Origin of the sequence: Pseudomonas sp. ENNP23, from assembly GCF_001728945.1 — a bacterium.
Lineage (GTDB): Bacteria > Pseudomonadota > Gammaproteobacteria > Pseudomonadales > Pseudomonadaceae > Metapseudomonas > Metapseudomonas otitidis.
Window position 1 is genome coordinate 137683 of sequence record NZ_LYSP01000004.1, and the last position, 17219, is coordinate 154901.

Genomic DNA, 17219 nt, shown 5'->3' on the forward strand with positions numbered 1-17219 from the left:
TCGCTGAACCTCGGCTGAACAGCCGGACGCTCAGGAAATCAGGCCCGGGGCGGGGGTGAGGCCTTTTGCGACGACTCAGTCCAGCGGAGGGACGCGCCAGTCGATGGGGGCCAGCCCGTGCTGCTCGAGGAACTTGTTGCAACGGCTGAAGTGCCCGTTGCCAAGAAAGCCCCGGTGAGCCGACAGCGGCGAGGGATGCGGCGAGCGCAGGGCCAGGTGCTTCTGGGTGTCGATCAGCCGCTGCTTGCTCTGGGCGTGGGCGCCCCAGAGCAGGAACACCAGGTGCGGCTGGTGCTGGCTGACCACTTCGATCACCCGGTCGGTGAACGGCTGCCAGCCCTGGTTGGCATGGGAGCCGGCCTGGCCGCGCTCGACGGTGAGGGAGGTGTTGAGCAGCAACACGCCCTGCTCGGCCCAGCTCTGCAGGTAGCCGTGGCTGGGCATGTCGAGGTTCAGGTCGCGCTTGAGCTCCTTGTAGATGTTCAGCAACGACGGAGGGATGGCCACCCCCGGCTGCACCGAGAAGCACAGGCCGTGGGCCTGGCCCGGACCGTGGTAAGGGTCCTGACCGATGATCACCACCTTCACCTGGTCCAGCGGCGTGGAGTTGAGGGCGTTGAAGATCATCGGCCCCGGCGGGTAGATCTCTTTTCCGGCAGCCTTCTCAGTGCGCAGGAAATTTCCCAGCGCGTTCATGTAAGGTTTGTCGAATTCGTCGCGCAGGGCTTCTTTCCAGCCTGCCTCGAGCTTGATCCGATCGCTTTCAGTCATGGTGCATCCCGTCTGCGGCGCCCGTGGCGCATGAGCACGGCCGGCCGGCCGTCCAGTGGTCGGGCACCCTAAGAAATGCCCTCTACTCTTGTCAATCGAGGAGGGAGGAAGGACACAACCCATGGACAACCGCTACGACCGCCTCAAGTTCTCGCTGCTCAGCCACTTCATGAAGGGCGAGGCCAAGGTCCCGCAGATGCCGGAGACCTCGATGCAGTTGCGCAAGCTGCTCTCATCCGAGCACGCCTCCCTGGAGCAGGTGACGCGCCTGCTGCACAGCAACCCGCCGCTGGCGGCGTACCTGATGCAGTTCGCCGCCACCCCGCTGCTGCGCAACCTGCGGCCGGGGGTGAACCTGCAGGAGGTGATCGCCCGCCTTGGCATGCAGCGCCTGAACAACCTGGTGCTCAGCTTCACCCTGCAGAACCTGCTGACCACCAAGGACCCGGTGCTGCAGAAGGTCTTCCGCCATCGCTGGAACACCGCCCTGCTCTGCGCCGCCTACTGCGCCTGCCTGGCCCAGGACTACACTCGCCTTTCTCTGGAAGACGCCATGCTCGCTGGCCTGGTGCAGGACATTGGCAGCCTGCCGCTGCTGGACGAGGCCGACCAGTGGCCGGAAATACCCCGCGAGGAAGTCGTGCTGGAGCAACTGTGCGATCAGCTCTCGGCGGACATCGGCGTGGTGGTGCTGACCGCCTGGAAGCTGCCGCCGGTGCTGGTGGACTGCGCGCGCCACCGCACCCACTGGGATCGCCAGCATGGTGAGCGGGCCGACCTGGCCGACCTGGTACAAGTGGCCAGCCGCCTCTGCGCCAGCGAACCGGACGACGCCAGCCTGCCGCAACTGCCAGCCTGGCGGCGGGTGCTCAAGGAGCGGGCGGACCAACTGGATGCCGCCACCCTGCGCACCGAACTGGCCAATGGCGTGGCGTTCTGGTTCAAGCTGATGGGCGGCAAGGGCCACGCCTGAGCGGCATCATCCGGCCCGCTGGCGGCGGGCTTTCCAACTGCGCACCAGTGACGGTGCCAGGGCAGTCAGCGCCGAGCCCAGCACCACCAGCACGGCACCGCCGTAGGCCAGCCCGTTGATCTGCTCGGGGTGGACGTGGTCGGGCCACAAGCTCGCAGCGACCGCCACCGAGGCAAAGGTCACCAGCGGGGTGATGGCCAGCGTGGCGCTGACCCGGGACGCCTCCCAATGGGCCAGGGCCTCGGCGAAGGCGCCGTAAGCCACCAGGGTGTTCAGGCAGCAGGCCAGCAGCAGCCAGCCCTGCAAGTGGCTCAGTTGCAGCGCCTCCAGCGGTGAGACCCACGGGGTCAGCAGCAAGGCGCAACCGAGGTAGATCACCATCATCACCTGCATGGAATTCCACACCGTCAGCAGTTGCTTCTGCGCCAGCCCGTAGAAGGTCCAGACGAAGGCCGCGCCAAGGACGATCAGCACGCCGGTGGTGTAGCTGCCCAGGGAGGTGAACAGCTCCTCCAGGCGCTGGTTGAAGAAAAGCCCGAAGCCGCTCACCAGCACCAGCAGGCCCAGGGCCTGGCCGAGGCTGAAGCGCTCCTTGAAGACGAACAGGCTGCCCAGCAACAGCAGGATCGGCGCCACCTGGATCACCAACTGCGTGGTGCCCGGCGTCAACATGCGCAGGCCCATCAGGTAGAGCACGTAGTTGCCCAGCAGCCCGGCGATGGCCAGTGCCACCAGCCAGCCCCCCTTGCGCCCCAGCGGTCGGAACGTCGGCAGGCGGCGCGTGGCCGCCAGGTAGAGGAACAACAGGGAGCCGGAAACCATCAGGCGATACCAGGTCACGGTGACCGGGTCCATCACCTTCAGCACTTCCTTCAGCTTGATGGGCAGGATGCCCCAGAGCACCGCAGTGACGAGGGCGAGAACCAGGCCGAAAAACCAGCGGCCGGATGAGACATGCATGGGAAACCTCAGGGCAGGGCCCGCAGGACGGCGGGTGCGCCATTCTAGGGCGGGCCGACACGAGGAAACAGCTACACCCACCGGCCAGACGACTGGCCAACTGTACCGGTCGGCCAGCCACACCTGTGATCACAACCGTCCATCGCCAGCCCGTGCAGCGCAGCGGCGACGCATTAGACTCCAGGCATCTATACGCCGCTTTCGGAGACCCCGCATGTACGGCCAACGCTCTGAAGACGCCGGCCCCAGCACCCATTACCGCAGCGACCGGATCAGTTCGGTGAACGGCCAGTACTTCTTCGCCACCCGTGAAGGCACCCTGGAAGGCCCCTACTTCACCCGGGCCGATGCCGAGCGGGAGATCACCTCCTACATTCGCCGCATGGTCCAGGCCAAGGAGATGATCGCAAGCCGCGCCTGACGGACCTGCCGCCCTTGAATGGCAAAACCCGCTGAAGTCCCCTCCAGCGGGTTTCGCACATATGGGCCGCTGGAACTCAGCGGACCGCTTCGAACAACCCGGTGGCGCCCATGCCGCCGCCCACGCACATGGTGACGATGCCGTAGCGCTTGCCGCGACGCTGCAGCTCGCGCACCAGGTGGCCGACCTGACGCGAGCCGGTCATGCCGAAGGGGTGGCCGATGGAGATGGAGCCGCCGTTGACGTTGTACTTCTCGTTGTCGATGCCCAGGCGATCGCGGGCATGGACGCACTGGGAGGCGAAGGCCTCGTTCAGCTCCCACAGGTCGATGTCATCGATGCTCAGGCCACGGGCCTTGAGCAGCTTGGGCACCGAGAACACCGGGCCGATGCCCATTTCGTCCGGCTCGCAGCCGGCCACAGTGAAGCCACGGAAGAAGGCACGGGGCTTGAGGCCCAGCTCGATGGCCTTGTCCAGGCTCATCAGCAGGGTCATGGAGGCGCCGTCGGAGAGTTGGGAGGAGTTGCCGGCGGTGACGCTGCCGTCTTCGGCGAACACCGGCTTGAGGCTGTTCAGGCCCTCCAGGGTGGTGTCGGCGCGGTTGCAGTCGTCCCGGTCCACCACGCCGTCGAGAATCTGCTTCTCGCCGCTGGCCTTGTCCTCCACCGCGTACTTGACGTTCATCGGCACGATCTCGTCGGCGAACAGGCCGTCGGCCTGGGCCCGGGCGGTGCGTTGCTGACTCTGCAGGGCGTAGAGGTCCTGGACCTCGCGGCTGACGTTGTAGCGGCGCGCGACGATCTCGGCGGTCTGGCCCATGGGGTAGTAGATGCCGGGGTGTTCCAGCTTAAGGCGCGGGTTGACGAAGTTGTCCTGGTTGATGCTTTTCAGCGTCAGGGTGATGGACTCCACGCCGCCGGCCACCATCACGTCGCTGCAGCCGGAGGCGATCTGGTTGGCGGCGATGGCGATGGCCTGCAGGCCGGAGGAGCAGTAGCGGTTAAGGGTCATGCCGGCAACGCCGATGCCCAGGCCCGACAGCACGGCCACGTTACGGCCGATGTTGTGGCCCTGCGCGCCTTCGTTGGAGCCGGCGCCGACCACGCAGTCGTCCACCAGCGCCGGGTCCAGGTCGTTGCGTGCCAGCAGCGCGTTCACGCAGTGAGCGGCCATGTCATCGGGCCGGGTCATGTTGAACTTGCCACGGAAGGACTTGGCCAGGCCGGTCCGGACGCTGTCGACTATCACCACTTCACGCATGACGCACCTCTTTCTTGTCGATTGGAGGACGGGGTCCATTGACGATGAGGGCGAGGATAGATGCCGACTATCCTCGCCCGCGACGATCATTCACCCGGCGTATGCGCGCCCATGGTTCAGGACGTGCGGAAAGCGGCCTCCAGGGCGTCATTGATGGTGCGCAGCACTTTCACCCGGGCAAAGCGCTTGTCGTTGGCCTCCACCAGCGTCCAGGGCGCGATCTCGGTGCTGGTGCGGTCCACCATGTCGCCCACCGCGCTGACGTACTGGTCCCACTTGTCGCGGTTGCGCCAGTCTTCCTCGGTGATCTTGTAGCGCTTGAACGGGGTCTGCTCGCGCTCCTTGAAGCGCTTCATCTGCTCGTCCTTGTCGATGGCCAGCCAGAACTTCACCACCACGATGCCGTGGTTGTGCAGTTGCTCCTCGAAGTCGTTGATCTCGCTGTAGGCCCGCAGCCAGTCGGCCTGGCTGCAGAACCCCTCGACCCGCTCCACCAGCACCCGGCCGTACCAGGAGCGGTCGAAGATGGTGAACTGCCGACGCGGCGGCACATGCCGCCAGAAACGCCACAGGTAGGGCTGCGCGCGCTCCTCCTCGGTGGGTGCGGCGATGGGTACGGTACGGTACTGGCGCGGGTCGAGGGCGCCGGTGACACGGCGGATCGCCCCGCCCTTGCCGGCGGCGTCGTTGCCCTCGAACACCGCCATCAAAGCATGGCTGCGGAAGCGCTTGTCCCACATCAGCTTGGCCAGGCGTGCCTGCTCCAGCGCCAACTGTTCGTGGTACTCGCCCTTGTCCAGGGACAGGCCGAGGTCAAGGGCGTCCAACAGGCTGCGGTTGTCCAGGCTGGCGATCAGCGGTGCGGCATGGGGTTGTGGCTGGGGACGGTCCTTGCGCTTGAGCGCTGCCTGCAGGCCCTCCAGCAGGATGCGGCCGACGCTGAGGCTGCGGTATTGCTCGTCCACTCCTTCGATCACGTACCAGGGCGCGTAGTCGCGGCTGGTGCGACGCAGCATGCGCTCACCGAAGCGCACGAAGCGCTCGTAGGTCTCGCTCTGCTTCCAGTCCAGCGGGTTGAGCTGCCAACTGCGCTGGGGGTCGCTTTCCAGGGTCGCGAGGCGCTGCTTGAGCTGCTTCTTGGAGAGGTGGAACCAGAACTTGAAGATCAGCGCGCCCTCGTCGCAGAGCATCCGCTCGAAGCGTTCGGCACCGTCGATGGCCTGGTCGAAGCGGGCATCCTTGATGTCGCCCTCCACCCGGGCGTGGAGCATCTGGCTGTACCAGTTGCCGAAGAAGATGCCGATCTGTCCCTTGGGCGGCAGCTTGCGCCAGAAGCGCCACTGCGGCGGCCGCGCCAGCTCCTCATCGGTGGGGGTGAGGAAGCTCTCGACATGGATCAGGCGCGGGTCCATCCACTCGTTGAGCAGCTTGACCGTCTCACCCTTGCCGGCCCCCTCGATGCCGTTGATCAGGATGACCACCGGGAAGCGTGCCTGCTGCTTCAGCTCGAACTGCGCCTCCAGCAGTGCCTCGCGAAGCTCCAGCACACCTTTCTCGTAGGTGTCCTTGTCGATGGAATGGCCGATTTCCGCAGATTCGAACATGCGTCTCTCCCTGGTTGATCGGGAAAAAATAGCGGAACCGGCGTGAGCGCGTACAGAACGGCGTCAATAAAAAGGGATGCCTCGGCATCCCTTTCCAGTGACATGGGCCATCAGGCCGTGGCTGGCGTTCCCAGCGGACGGCGCACCAGCCGCAGGGCTGCGATCACCACGGCGAACACGCCGATGCTGGCGCTGTACAGCACCATGGCCGGCAGGGCCAGCAGCATGCCCAGCACACCCAGGCGCCAGCCGGCGCGGCCGGGCAGGAAGAAGGCCACCAGCGCCAGGGCCAGGGCACCCAGGGCGATCACCCGGTGGTGGATCAGCAGGCCCAGGCCGGCACGCAACTGGCACTCCCAGCGCTGGGCATCTTCCACGCAGAGCCCGACCCACTGGGCATCCTCCATCAGCGCATAGCGCAACCCGTAGCTGCCGGCCAACCAGAGGGCGAACAGCACCAGCAGGGCAATGAAGGGGAAACGGCGGGACATGGTTCTCTCCGGTGGATGAAAAGCGGCGCCAAGGATAAACCGCCGCAAGCCTTATGCAAGGTGCTTCGCACAATTGTGACGAGGGGCAGGGCGACGGGTCCCGCCTCGCTACCAAGGCGCTGATTCGCCACTACACTGCGCCCCATGAACCTGTCCCGCTTCGTCTACTTCTGCGCGGCGCTGGGCGTGGCCTGGATGCTCTACAGCATGGTCCGCCCCACCCCGCACGCACCACCGGCCAATATCGTCGCCGGGGAACTGCGTGTGGGCCAGGACCGCATCACCCCGCTGCAGCCCTTCCAACTGGAGGCGCGCATCCTCGGTCGCGAGGACTACCGCTTCGACACCGGTGCCCGCCTCTCCCCCACCGACCTGGCCCTGGGCTGGGGGCCGATGGCCGACCCGGCGGTGCTGGCACAGATCCGCATTACCCAGGGCAACCGCTGGTACCGCTGGTCCACCGAGCGCTTCCCCATACCCCGGCGGGAGATCGAGATTCACAGCGCCAACATGCACATGATTCCGGCCACGGCGCAGGTCGCCCGCGACCTGGCGGACGTGGCACCCGGCCAGCGCATCCGCATCAGCGGGCAACTGGTGCGGGTGGACGGCGACGACGGCTTCACCTGGGTCAGCTCGCTGACCCGCGAGGACACCGGCAACGGCGCCTGCGAACTGGTCTGGCTGGAGCGCATCGAGCGCCTGGACTGAGCCACCCACGGCTGGGTTCTTGCCAGCCTGGGTCAGGGCAGGCAGATTGCCACTCGCTGCGGCACTTTGCTGCGGTTGCGCTTGTCATAGCCTGCGTACTTCACTCGGCCCCCACGCTTCAGCCACGAGAACGACCCACATGGCCCTGAACCGCCGTATCGCCGCCCTGCTTGGCGGCCTGCTTTTCTGTGCCCCGCTGTGGGCGGCCGACATCGACGCGGCCAGCTACGGCTACCCGCTGACCAATCCGTTCGAGGCGACCATCGCCACCACGCCGCCCGAGCTGCGCCCCAAGCTGCCGGACAACGAGGACATCGACCAGGCCGACTACTCGCTGAGGCTGCGCCCCGAGCGGGAGTTCCAGTTGCCGGACAACTTCTGGCCGGTGCGCACCCTGGGCTATCGCCTGGCCAAGCAGGACCACGCGGCGCCGCTGGTGTTCATCATCGCCGGCACCGGTGCGCACTACTCCAGCACCCTGGTCGAGTACCTGAAAAAGCTGTTCTACGGCGCCGGCTTCCACGTGGTGCAACTGTCCTCGCCGAGCAGCTACGACTTCATGGCTGCCGCCTCGCGCTTCGCCACCCCCGGCCTTTCCACCGAGGACGCCGACGACCTGTACCAGGTGATGCAGGCCGTGCGCGCGCAGCACCCACGCTTGCCGGTCACCGACTTCTACCTCACCGGCTACAGCTTGGGCGCCCTGGAGGCGGCCTTCGTCAGCCACCTGGACGAGACCCGGCGCAGCTTCAACTTCAAGCGCGTGCTGCTGCTCAACCCGCCGGTGAACCTCTACACCTCCATCACCAACCTGGACCGCCTGGTGCAGACCCGGGTGAAGGGCATCGACACCAACACCAACTTCTATGAAGTGGTGCTGGGCAAGCTGACCCGCTATTTCCAGCAACGCGGCTATATCGACATCAACGACGCGATGCTCTACGACTTCCAGCAGTCCAAGCAGAAGCTCTCCAACGAACAGATGGCGATGCTGATCGGCACCTCGTTCCGCTTCTCCGCCTCGGACATCGCCTTCACCTCGGACCTGATCAACCGTCGCGGGCTGATCACCCCGGTGAAGATGCCCATCACCGAAAGCACGAGCCTGACGCCTTACTTCAAGGGCGCGCTGCTGTGCGACTTCGACTGCTACATCACCGAACAACTGATCCCCTTCTGGCGTGCGCGCTTCGACGGCGGCAGCCTGACCCAACTGATCGACCAGGTGAGCCTCTACGCCCTGGAGGACTACCTCAAGGGCAGCAGCAAGATCGCGGTGATGCACAACGCCGACGACGTGATCCTCGGCACCGGTGACCTGGGTTTCCTGCGTCGCACCTTCGGCGACCGTCTGACCGTCTACCCCCTTGGCGGGCACTGCGGCAACCTCAACTACCGCGTCAACAGCGACGCCATGCTGGAGTTCTTCCGTGGCTAAGTACGCACTCCTGCCCGCCCTGCTGCTGGCCAGCCTGCCGGCATTCGCCGCCCCCCCGGCCGAGCCCGTTGCCGACCCGGACGGCTTCACCCAGCCATTGCGCCAGCTCCGCTTCAACCCCGGCCTGGACCAGCGCGAGTTCGAGCGCTCGACCTTCGACGCCCTGGAGGTCTACGACCCGCTGGAGTCCTGGAACCGCCGCGTCTACCACTTCAACTACCGCTTCGATCAGTGGGTGTTCCTGCCCGTGGTGCGTGGCTACACCTACGTCACGCCGCGCTTCGTGCGCAGCGGCGTGAGCAACTTCTTCAGCAACCTCGGCGACGTGCCCAACCTGGTCAACAGCCTGCTGCAGTTCAAGGGCCAGCGCTCCATGGAGATCACCGGGCGGCTGCTGCTCAACACCACCGTCGGCGTAGTCGGCCTGTGGGACCCGGCCACGATGATGGGCCTGCCCAAGCAGAGCGAGGACTTCGGCCAGACCCTGGGCTTCTACGGTGTCGGCGCCGGCCCCTACCTGATGCTGCCGCTGCTGGGGCCGTCGAACCTGCGTGACACTACCGGCCTGGTGGTGGACTTCGCGGCGGAGAACCAGATCAATTTCCTCAACGTGGCGCAGGTGAGCAGCGACCACCCGGAAATCACCGCCCTGCGCATCGTCGACAAGCGCTACACCACCCGCTTCCGCTACGGCCAGCTCAACTCGCCGTTCGAGTACGAGAAGATCCGCTACGTCTATACCGAGTCGCGCAAGCTGCAGATCGCCGAATGACGGGGTCGGCCCCGCCCGGCAACCGGGCGGGGAGTACATCGGCTGCTCATCCGCTGTTTCGATTGCAACCACGCAAAGTCACGCACCCACCATCCAATTCGCTGAATTAGCATCGCCCGATCCGTTATCCAGGGAGGCTCCCATGAGTGCCTGTCGCCAGCTTCTTGCGCAACGCTCCGGCCAGCTAGGCCGGTTCGGGCAGCGTGGCGTCCTCGGCCAGGCCGAGGAATGCCTGCAATTCCAGCTTCTGCGCCATCGCGTCCTGGTAGCCCAGCTCGATCAGCTCATTGCAGTAGCCGGCCTCGAACAGCAGGTAGCTGATCACGCCGGCGCCACTGGCCTTGGTAGCGCCCGGTCCGCGTAGGAAGGTGCGGATGGCGCGGGGCAGCTCGCGTCGATGGCGGGCGGCAATTTCATCCAGCGGCCGACTGGGCGACACCACCAGCACCTCCACCGGCTTCATCCCCAGGCTGCGCCGATGGGCCTCGTCGGGGATCAGGCGGCTGAGCTGGTTGATGCGTTCCAGCAGCTCGATGTCGCTTTCCAGGTTGTCGATGAAGGTGCTGTTGAGCATGTGTCCACCGATCTGCGCAAGGCTCGGCGGGTTGCCGGTGCCGAGACGGGCCATGCCGTTGTCGCGGGCATCCTCCCTGGGATTGCCGCTCACCCCCACCACCAACACCCGGCTGGCCCCCAGGTGCAACGCCGGGCTGATGGGCGCCGACTGGCGCACCGCACCGTCGCCGTAGTACTCGCGATAGAGCTTGACCGGCGGGAAGATCAGCGGGATCGCGGCGCTGGCCATCAGGTGCTCGACGCTCAGCCGGGTCGGCACACCGCCACGGCGGTGGCGGAACCAGGGGTCGATGGTGGCGCGGCCTTGATAGAAGGTCACGGCCTGGCCGGTCTCGTAGCCGAAGGCGGTCACCGCCACGGCTCGCAGTTGGCGCATGCGGATGGCCGCAGCGATGCCGGAGAAATCCAGCTCACGCTCCAGCAGGGTGCGCAACGGGGCGTTGTCCAGCAGCGCCACCGGCGAGTGGCGGTTCATGCCCAGCAGGCTGTGGCCGAGGAAGCGCAGGCTCTGGCGCATCACCCCGGGCCAGTCGCTGCGATACACCTGGTGCGTCTCGAAGCCCTGCCAGACGGCGGTCAGGCGACGGATCGCCTCGCTGAAATGCAGGGCACCGCAGGCCAGGCCCACGGCATTGATGGCGCCAGCGGAAGTGCCGACGATCACCGGGAAGGGGTTGCACGCCGCATTCGGCAGCAGGTCGGCGATGGCAGCCAGCACCCCCACCTGGTAGGCCGCCCGGGCGCCGCCCCCGGAAAGGATCAGGCCTGTGACGGGTGTGGCGGCGGGGGTCGAGGTCATGGCGGGGTCCGCTGTTTTTCTCGCAAGTGTAGGCCAGCGCTAGTAGAGCTTGGGCTCGCCCTCGGGCCGGCTCTTGAAGCGCCGGTGCGCCCACAGGTACTGCTCGGGCAGGCGGCTGACCTCCTGCTCGATCCACTGGTTGATGCGGATGCAGTCGGCCTCTTCGCTCTCACCAGGGAAGTCCGCCAGCGGCGGGTGCACCACCAGGCGATAGCCCGAGCCATCGGCCAGCCGCTCCTGGGTGAAGGGCAGCACCTTGGCACGGCCCAGGCGGGCGAACTTGGTGGTGGCGGTGACGGTGGCGGCGGTGATACCGAACAGCGGCACGAACAGGCTCTGCTTGGCGCCGTAGTCCTGGTCCGGCGCGTACCAGATGGCACGACCGGCACGCAGCACCTTGAGCATGGCGCGCACGTCCTCGCGCTCGATGGCGGTGGCGTCCAGGTTGTGGCGCTCGCGGCCCCGGCGCTGGATGTAGTCGAACAGCGGGTTCTTGTGCTCGCGGTACATGCCGTCAATGGTGTGCACCTGGCCGAGCAGCGCCGCGCCGATCTCCAGGGTGGTGAAGTGCAGGGCCATGAGGATCACGCCCTGCCCTTGCGCCTGGGCCTGCTGCAGGTGCTCCAGGCCTTCGATGTGGGCCAGGCGACGCAGGCGCGCGGCCGGCCACCACCAGCTCATGGCCATCTCGAAGAAGGCGATGCCGGTGGAGGCGAAGTTCTCCCGCAGCAAGCGCTCGCGAGCCTCCGCCGTCATGGCCGGGAAGCACAGCTCCAGGTTGCGCCGGACAATGCGCCGACGCGAGCCGGCCAGCCGCCCCATCCAGCCCCCGAGAATACGCCCGAGGCGCACCAGCACCGGATAAGGCAGTTGGGTGAGCAGCCAGAGCAGCCCAAGGCCCAGCCACAGCGGCCAGAAACGCGGGTGCAGGAAGGCGGCACGGAAACGGGGACGTTCCATCGGGATTCCGAAGCAGATCGACAAGGGCCGGCATTCTACAGAATTGCCCGCCGCTCGGCCTCCCCGGCACGGAATCCGGGTTGCGACGGCGGGTCGATATCGCTATAAGTCCTGCCCACCGAACCCCGCAGAACGACCATGAGCCAAGCTGACCTCCTCGACCAAGACCCCGTGTTCCAACTCAAGGGCAGCATGCTCGCCATCACCGTGATGGAACTGGCACACAACGACCTCGAACGGCTGGATCGCCAGCTCGCGGACAAGGTCGCCCAGGCCCCCAACTTCTTCCAGAACACGCCGCTGGTCATGGCCCTGGACAAGCTGCCCGAGGGCGAAGGCGAGCTGGACCTGCCAGCGCTGATGGAGATCTGCCGCCGCCACGGCCTGCGCACCCTGGCCATCCGTGCCAGCCGCGAGCAGGACGTCGAGGCCGCCAATGCCCTGGACCTGCCGGTGCTGCCGCCCTCCGGCGCCCGCGAGCGCCCCATCGACCCGGTTGAGCCCGGCGCCGTGAAAAAGGAAGAGAAGGCCCCCGAGAAGCCGCCGGAGCCGGTGGTCCGCCCCACCAAGCTGGTGACCACGCCGGTGCGCGGCGGCCAGCAGGTCTACGCTCCCGGTGGCGATCTGGTGGTGCTCGCCCCGGTGAGCCCGGGTGCGGAACTTCTGGCCGACGGCAACATCCATGTGTACGGCCCGATGCGAGGCCGCGCCCTGGCCGGCATCAAGGGCAACACCCAGGCGCGGATCTTCTGCCAGCAACTGGCCGCCGAACTGGTTTCGGTGGCCGGCCAGTACAAGGTCGCGGAGGACCTGCGCCGCGATCCGTCATGGGGCCATTCCGTGCAGGTCAGCCTGTCGGGGGATGTGTTGAACATCACCCGCCTTTAACGGATACTGCCGCGATTTTAAGGGACCTGAACGGGCGCCAGGACGGCCGATCCCGGGCCTGCAGGCTACCCGCCATTACTACTTCTTTGGGGTGAATCACCTTGGCCAAGATCCTCGTTGTCACGTCCGGCAAGGGTGGCGTCGGCAAAACCACCACCAGCGCCGCCATCGGCACCGGCCTCGCACTGCGTGGCCACAAAACCGTCATCGTCGACTTCGACGTCGGCCTGCGTAACCTGGACCTGATCATGGGTTGCGAGCGCCGCGTGGTGTACGACTTCGTCAACGTCATCAACGGCGAAGCGTCCCTCACCCAGGCCCTGATCAAGGACAAGCGCCTCGACAACCTCTACGTGCTGGCCGCCAGCCAGACCCGTGACAAGGACGCCCTGACCATCGAAGGCGTCGGCAAGGTCATCGAAGAGCTGGCACAGAACTTCGAATACGTGGTCTGCGACTCCCCCGCCGGTATCGAGAAGGGCGCCCACCTGGCCATGTACTACGCCGACGAAGCCATCGTGGTGACCAACCCCGAAGTCTCCTCGGTACGCGACTCCGATCGCATGCTCGGCCTGCTGGCCAGCAAGTCCCGCCGCGCCGAGAAGGGCGAGGAGCCGATCAAGGAGCGTCTGCTGCTCACCCGTTACGACCCCGAACGCGTCACCAAGGGCGAAATGCTGGGCGTGGAGGACGTCGAGGAAATCCTCGCCATCCGCCTGCTGGGCGTCATCCCGGAATCCCAGGCGGTGCTCAAGGCATCCAACCAGGGCATTCCGGTCATCCTCGACGATCAGAGCGACGCCGGTCAGGCGTACAGCGATGCCGTCGACCGCCTGCTCGGAAAGGAACTGCCTCACCGCTTCCTCGATGTGCAGAAGAAAGGATTCCTGCAACGCCTTTTTGGAGGCCGTGAATGAACATTCTTGACTTCTTTCGCGAGCGGAAGAAGCAGAACAGCGCTTCGATCGCTAAAGAACGACTTCAGATCATCGTGGCCCACGAGCGTGGCCAACGCAGCCAGCCGGACTACCTGCCGGCCCTGCAGAAGGAGCTCGTGGAGGTGATCCGCAAATACGTCAACATCGACCAGGACCAGGTCCAGGTCATGCTGGAGGACCAGGGCAACTGCTCCATCCTCGAGCTGAACATCACCCTCCCCGATCGTTGATCGGCGGGTGAGCAAGGACGGCGGCCTCGGCCGCCGTCGTCATTTCCGGTACCCCAGATGCCCCTCTCGCAGATCCAGATACTCCACCAGGACCCGGCCTTCCTGGTCATCAACAAACCGACGCTGCTTCTGTCCGTCCCCGGCCGTGCCGAGGACAACAAGGACTGCCTGATCACCCGCCTGCAGCAGAACGGCTACCCGGAGGCGCTGATCGTGCACCGGCTGGACTGGGAGACCTCGGGCATCATCCTGTTGGCCCGCGACCCGGACAGCCACCGCGAGCTGTCCCGCCAGTTCCACGACCGCGAGACCGAGAAAGCCTACACCGCCCTGTGCTGGGGCCAGCCGGAGCAGGACAGCGGGCGCATCGAACTGCCCCTGCGCTACGACCCGCCGACCAAACCACGCCATGTGGTGGACCACGAACAGGGCCGCCACGCCCTGACCTTCTGGCGCGTGCTGGAGCGCTGCGGCAACCACTGCCGCGTCGAACTGACCCCGGTGACCGGCCGCTCCCACCAATTGCGTGTGCACATGCTCGCCATCGGTCATCCGCTGCTGGGCGACCGCCTGTACGCCCACGACGAAGCCCTGGCCGCCCACGAACGACTGTGCCTGCACGCCAGCATGCTCGCCTTCACCCACCCGGTGAGCGGCGAACGCCTGCGCTTCGAGTGCCCCGCGCCGTTTTGAGCCGAGCGACACCGCCTACAGGGCGTTGCGCTCCGGCATGGCTCCGCCCCCACCCGGTCGTGGCACCATAGCGCCCCCTGTCAGTGCATCGCCGACACAGGAGCTGTGACCTTGCCCAAGACCACCTACTACAACGCCACCCAGGGCGCCCCGCCCTGGCCGGCGCTGCTGATGGCCATCGAAGCCCTCGGCCACCCTGGCACCCGTGGCATCGACCTCGGCTGCGGGGTCGGCCGCGACACCCTGGAAATGCTCCGCCGTGGCTGGGAGGTGGTGGCCATCGACCATGAACCCGAAGCCATTGAACGACTGCTCAGCCAGGTACCGCCCGAGCAACTGCCACGCCTGCAGGCACACTGCGCCCGCTTCGAGGACAGCGAGCTGCCAGCCGCCGACATCGTCAACAGCGCCTTCGCCCTGCCCTTCTGCCCCCCGGCGGACTTCCCGGCCCTGTGGCAACGCATCGACGATGCCCTGGCAGGCGGCGGCATCTTCTGCGGCAACCTGTTCGGCGAGCGTGACGACTGGGCCGGCCCCGACTTGACTATCCTCAGCGAAAAGGAAGTGCTCGCCCTGTTCGCCGGCTGGGACATGCTGCACTTCGAGGTGATCGACCGTGAAGGCACCACCGCCCGCGGCATCACCAAGCGCTGGCACCTGTTCTCGGTGGTCGCCCGGCATCCCTGAGTACGCCCAGGCAGTTGCCGGGCCGGCACTATCGCCGCATTAGTGAGAATTCACTGGTCTGCGCCTCCTAATCATCGAGCCCGATGGGATAAACTCCGGCCCACTGCCGCCTGGAGTGTTTTATGCGCGAAGAGTTGAACCAGGGCCTGATCGATTTCCTCAAGGCCTCGCCTACCCCTTTCCATGCCACCCGCAGCCTGGCCAAGCGCCTGGAAGCCGCCGGCTACGTGCATCTGGATGAGCGCGAAGCCTGGCGTGCCGAAGCCGGTGGTCGCTACTACGTCACCCGCAACGACTCCTCGCTGATCGCCGTACGCCTCGGCAAGCGCGCGCCCCTCGAAGGCGGCCTGCGCCTGGTCGGTGCCCACACCGACAGCCCGTGCCTGCGCATCAAGCCCAATCCCGAACTGCACCGCCAGGGCTTCTGGCAACTGGGCGTGGAAGTCTACGGCGGCGCCCTGCTGGCGCCGTGGTTCGACCGCGACCTGTCCATCGCCGGCCGTGTCACCTACCGCTCCGCCGGGCGCGTGGAAAGCCAGTTGGTGGACTTCCAGGCCCCCATCGCCGTCATCCCCAACCTGGCCATCCACCTCAACCGCGAGGCCAACCAGGGCTGGGCGATCAACCCACAGACCGAGCTGCCGCCGATCCTGGCCCAGTTGGCCACCGGCGAGACCCGCGAATTCCGCGACCTGCTGGCCGAGCAATTGACCCTGGAACACGGCGTCACCGCCGACGCCGTCCTCGACTACGAGCTGAGCTTCTACGACACCCAGGACGCCGCCGTGATCGGCCTGGGCGGTGACTTCATCGCCGGCGCCCGCCTGGACAACCTGCTCTCCTGCTACGCCGGCCTGCAGGCACTGCTGGCCGCCGAGGGCGACGAAAGTTGCGTGCTGGTCTGCACCGACCACGAGGAAGTGGGCTCCTGCTCCGCCTGCGGCGCCGACGGCCCCTTCCTGGAGCAGGTGCTGCGCCGCCTGCTGCCCGAAGGCGACACCTTCGCCCGGGTGATCCAGCGCTCGCTGCTGGTTTCTGCCGACAACGCCCACGGCGTGCACCCCAACTACGCCGACAAGCACGACGGCAACCACGGGCCCAAGCTCAACGCCGGCCCGGTGATCAAGATCAACAGCAACCAGCGCTACGCCACCAACAGCGAGACCGCCGGGTTCTTCCGCCACCTGTGCCTGGAGAACGAAGTGCCGGTGCAGAGCTTCGTCACCCGCAGCGACATGGGCTGCGGCTCCACCATCGGCCCGATCACCGCCAGCCAGTTGGGCGTGCGCACCGTGGACATCGGCCTGCCCACCTTCGCCATGCACTCCATCCGCGAACTGGCCGGCAGCCATGACCTGGCACACCTGGTGAAGGTGCTGTCCGCGTTCTACTCCAGCCACGATCTGCCTTGAAGGGAGTCACCATGCTGAGCCACATCCGCAACAGCCTGGAGGAAGCCAGGCGCGCCCTGGACGCCTTCATCGACAACGAAGCGACCCTGCGCAACATCGAACGGGCTGCCGACCTGCTGGTCGCCAGCTTCGAGAACAAGGGCAAGGCGTTCTCCTGCGGCAACGGCGGTTCGATGTGCGACGCCATGCACTTCGCCGAGGAGCTGACCGGGCGCTACCGCAAGAACCGCCCGGGGATCGCCGCCATCTCCATCAGCGACGCCAGCCACATCAGCTGCGTCGCCAATGACTTCGGCTACGACCACATCTTCTCCCGCTACATCGAGTCCCACGGCCGCGAAGGCGACGTGCTGCTGGCCTTCAGCACCAGCGGCCGCAGCCCGAACGTGATCAAGGCCGCCGAAGCCGCCAAGGCACTGGGCGTGAAGGTCATCGCCCTGACCGGCAAGCCCGGCTCGCAACTGGAAGCCCTGGCGGACGTGTGCGTCTGCGCGCCGGGCGGCGACTTCGCCGACCGCGTGCAGGAGCTGCACATCAAGGTGGTGCACATCCTCATCGAGCTGGTCGAACGCAAACTGGCTCCGCAGAACTACACCTGACCCTCTCGCGCCGTTGCGGCATCGGCCGCAGCGGT

At 66.5% G+C, this 17219-nt stretch carries 19 protein-coding genes; 12 read left to right on the forward strand and 7 right to left on the reverse strand.

Annotated elements, in window-relative coordinates:
- Positions 1 to 75 precede the first annotated feature (75 nt).
- Positions 76 to 771, reverse strand: coding sequence for a uracil-DNA glycosylase (gene ung / locus A9G05_RS03905; protein WP_069559721.1), 696 nt, complete (start codon positions 769 to 771; stop codon positions 76 to 78).
- Positions 772 to 892: 121 nt separating this feature from the next.
- On the opposite strand from ung, the gene A9G05_RS03910 reads away from it, so the two are divergent.
- Positions 893 to 1744: an HDOD domain-containing protein gene (locus tag A9G05_RS03910; RefSeq protein WP_069559722.1), complete on the forward strand. Its 852-nt coding sequence runs from the start codon at positions 893 to 895 to the stop codon at positions 1742 to 1744.
- Between the two features lie 6 nt (positions 1745 to 1750).
- On the opposite strand, the gene A9G05_RS03915 is transcribed toward A9G05_RS03910, so the two are convergent.
- Entirely contained in the window at positions 1751 to 2704 is a 954-nt protein-coding gene (locus tag A9G05_RS03915) for a DMT family transporter (protein ID WP_069559723.1), read from the reverse strand.
- A 214-nt stretch (positions 2705 to 2918) separates the two neighbouring features.
- Here A9G05_RS03915 and A9G05_RS03920 point away from each other — a divergent pair, with 214 nt between their 5' ends.
- Positions 2919 to 3125: a DUF6316 family protein gene (locus A9G05_RS03920; protein ID WP_069559724.1), complete on the forward strand. Its 207-nt coding sequence runs from the start codon at positions 2919 to 2921 to the stop codon at positions 3123 to 3125.
- Between the two features lie 76 nt (positions 3126 to 3201).
- On the opposite strand, the gene A9G05_RS03925 is transcribed toward A9G05_RS03920, so the two are convergent.
- The 3 genes from A9G05_RS03925 to A9G05_RS03935 all read right to left on the reverse strand — a co-directional run bounded on the left by A9G05_RS03925 (position 3202) and on the right by A9G05_RS03935 (position 6481).
- On the reverse strand, positions 3202 to 4386 hold the full coding sequence (locus A9G05_RS03925) for a thiolase family protein (protein ID WP_069559725.1): 1185 nt from the start codon (positions 4384 to 4386) through the stop codon (positions 3202 to 3204).
- 116 nt (positions 4387 to 4502) lie between these two features.
- Complete coding sequence (gene pap, locus A9G05_RS03930) at positions 4503 to 5990, reverse strand: polyphosphate:AMP phosphotransferase (RefSeq protein ID WP_069559726.1); 1488 nt, start codon at positions 5988 to 5990, stop codon at positions 4503 to 4505.
- Between the two features lie 110 nt (positions 5991 to 6100).
- Positions 6101 to 6481, reverse strand: a complete 381-nt coding sequence (locus A9G05_RS03935; RefSeq protein WP_069559727.1) for a hypothetical protein — start codon at positions 6479 to 6481, stop codon at positions 6101 to 6103.
- A gap of 144 nt (positions 6482 to 6625) precedes the next feature.
- Here A9G05_RS03935 and A9G05_RS03940 point away from each other — a divergent pair, with 144 nt between their 5' ends.
- From A9G05_RS03940 to A9G05_RS03950, 3 genes are all read left to right on the forward strand, one after another.
- Entirely contained in the window at positions 6626 to 7192 is a 567-nt protein-coding gene (locus A9G05_RS03940) for a hypothetical protein (RefSeq protein ID WP_177343734.1), read from the forward strand.
- Between the two features lie 139 nt (positions 7193 to 7331).
- On the forward strand, positions 7332 to 8630 hold the full coding sequence (locus A9G05_RS03945; protein ID WP_069559729.1) for a serine/threonine protein kinase: 1299 nt from the start codon (positions 7332 to 7334) through the stop codon (positions 8628 to 8630).
- Positions 8623 to 9402: a VacJ family lipoprotein gene (locus A9G05_RS03950; RefSeq protein ID WP_069559730.1), complete on the forward strand. Its 780-nt coding sequence runs from the start codon at positions 8623 to 8625 to the stop codon at positions 9400 to 9402. Before A9G05_RS03945 ends, A9G05_RS03950 begins: the two co-directional genes overlap by 8 nt.
- A 184-nt stretch (positions 9403 to 9586) precedes the next feature.
- Here the strand turns inward: A9G05_RS03950 and A9G05_RS03955 are convergent, their stop codons facing one another.
- Both A9G05_RS03955 and A9G05_RS03960 read right to left on the reverse strand, forming a co-directional pair.
- Entirely contained in the window at positions 9587 to 10777 is a 1191-nt protein-coding gene (locus A9G05_RS03955; protein WP_069559731.1) for a patatin-like phospholipase family protein, read from the reverse strand.
- A 39-nt stretch (positions 10778 to 10816) separates the two neighbouring features.
- Positions 10817 to 11737, reverse strand: coding sequence for a lipid A biosynthesis lauroyl acyltransferase (locus A9G05_RS03960; protein WP_069559732.1), 921 nt, complete (start codon positions 11735 to 11737; stop codon positions 10817 to 10819).
- Between the two features lie 138 nt (positions 11738 to 11875).
- On the opposite strand from A9G05_RS03960, the gene minC reads away from it, so the two are divergent.
- The 7 genes from minC to lpcA all read left to right on the forward strand — a co-directional run bounded on the left by minC (position 11876) and on the right by lpcA (position 17184).
- Positions 11876 to 12625: a septum site-determining protein MinC gene (gene minC, locus A9G05_RS03965; RefSeq protein ID WP_069559733.1), complete on the forward strand. Its 750-nt coding sequence runs from the start codon at positions 11876 to 11878 to the stop codon at positions 12623 to 12625.
- 101 nt (positions 12626 to 12726) lie between these two features.
- A complete protein-coding gene (gene minD, locus A9G05_RS03970; RefSeq protein ID WP_069559734.1) occupies positions 12727 to 13542 on the forward strand; it encodes a septum site-determining protein MinD in 816 nt (271 codons plus the stop codon).
- Positions 13539 to 13793, forward strand: coding sequence for a cell division topological specificity factor MinE (gene minE, locus A9G05_RS03975; protein ID WP_069559735.1), 255 nt, complete (start codon positions 13539 to 13541; stop codon positions 13791 to 13793). The genes minD and minE overlap by 4 nt, the downstream gene beginning before the upstream one ends.
- 57 nt (positions 13794 to 13850) lie before the next feature.
- Positions 13851 to 14486, forward strand: coding sequence for an RluA family pseudouridine synthase (locus A9G05_RS03980; protein ID WP_044412544.1), 636 nt, complete (start codon positions 13851 to 13853; stop codon positions 14484 to 14486).
- A gap of 105 nt (positions 14487 to 14591) precedes the next feature.
- On the forward strand, positions 14592 to 15173 hold the full coding sequence (locus tag A9G05_RS03985; RefSeq protein ID WP_069559736.1) for a trans-aconitate 2-methyltransferase: 582 nt from the start codon (positions 14592 to 14594) through the stop codon (positions 15171 to 15173).
- A gap of 122 nt (positions 15174 to 15295) precedes the next feature.
- Positions 15296 to 16585: a M18 family aminopeptidase gene (locus A9G05_RS03990; protein ID WP_069559737.1), complete on the forward strand. Its 1290-nt coding sequence runs from the start codon at positions 15296 to 15298 to the stop codon at positions 16583 to 16585.
- A gap of 11 nt (positions 16586 to 16596) precedes the next feature.
- Positions 16597 to 17184 carry a D-sedoheptulose 7-phosphate isomerase gene (gene lpcA, locus A9G05_RS03995; RefSeq protein ID WP_069559738.1) on the forward strand — a complete coding sequence of 196 codons (588 nt, stop codon included), beginning with the start codon at positions 16597 to 16599 and terminating at the stop codon, positions 17182 to 17184.
- The last annotated feature ends 35 nt before the right edge of the window (positions 17185 to 17219 follow it).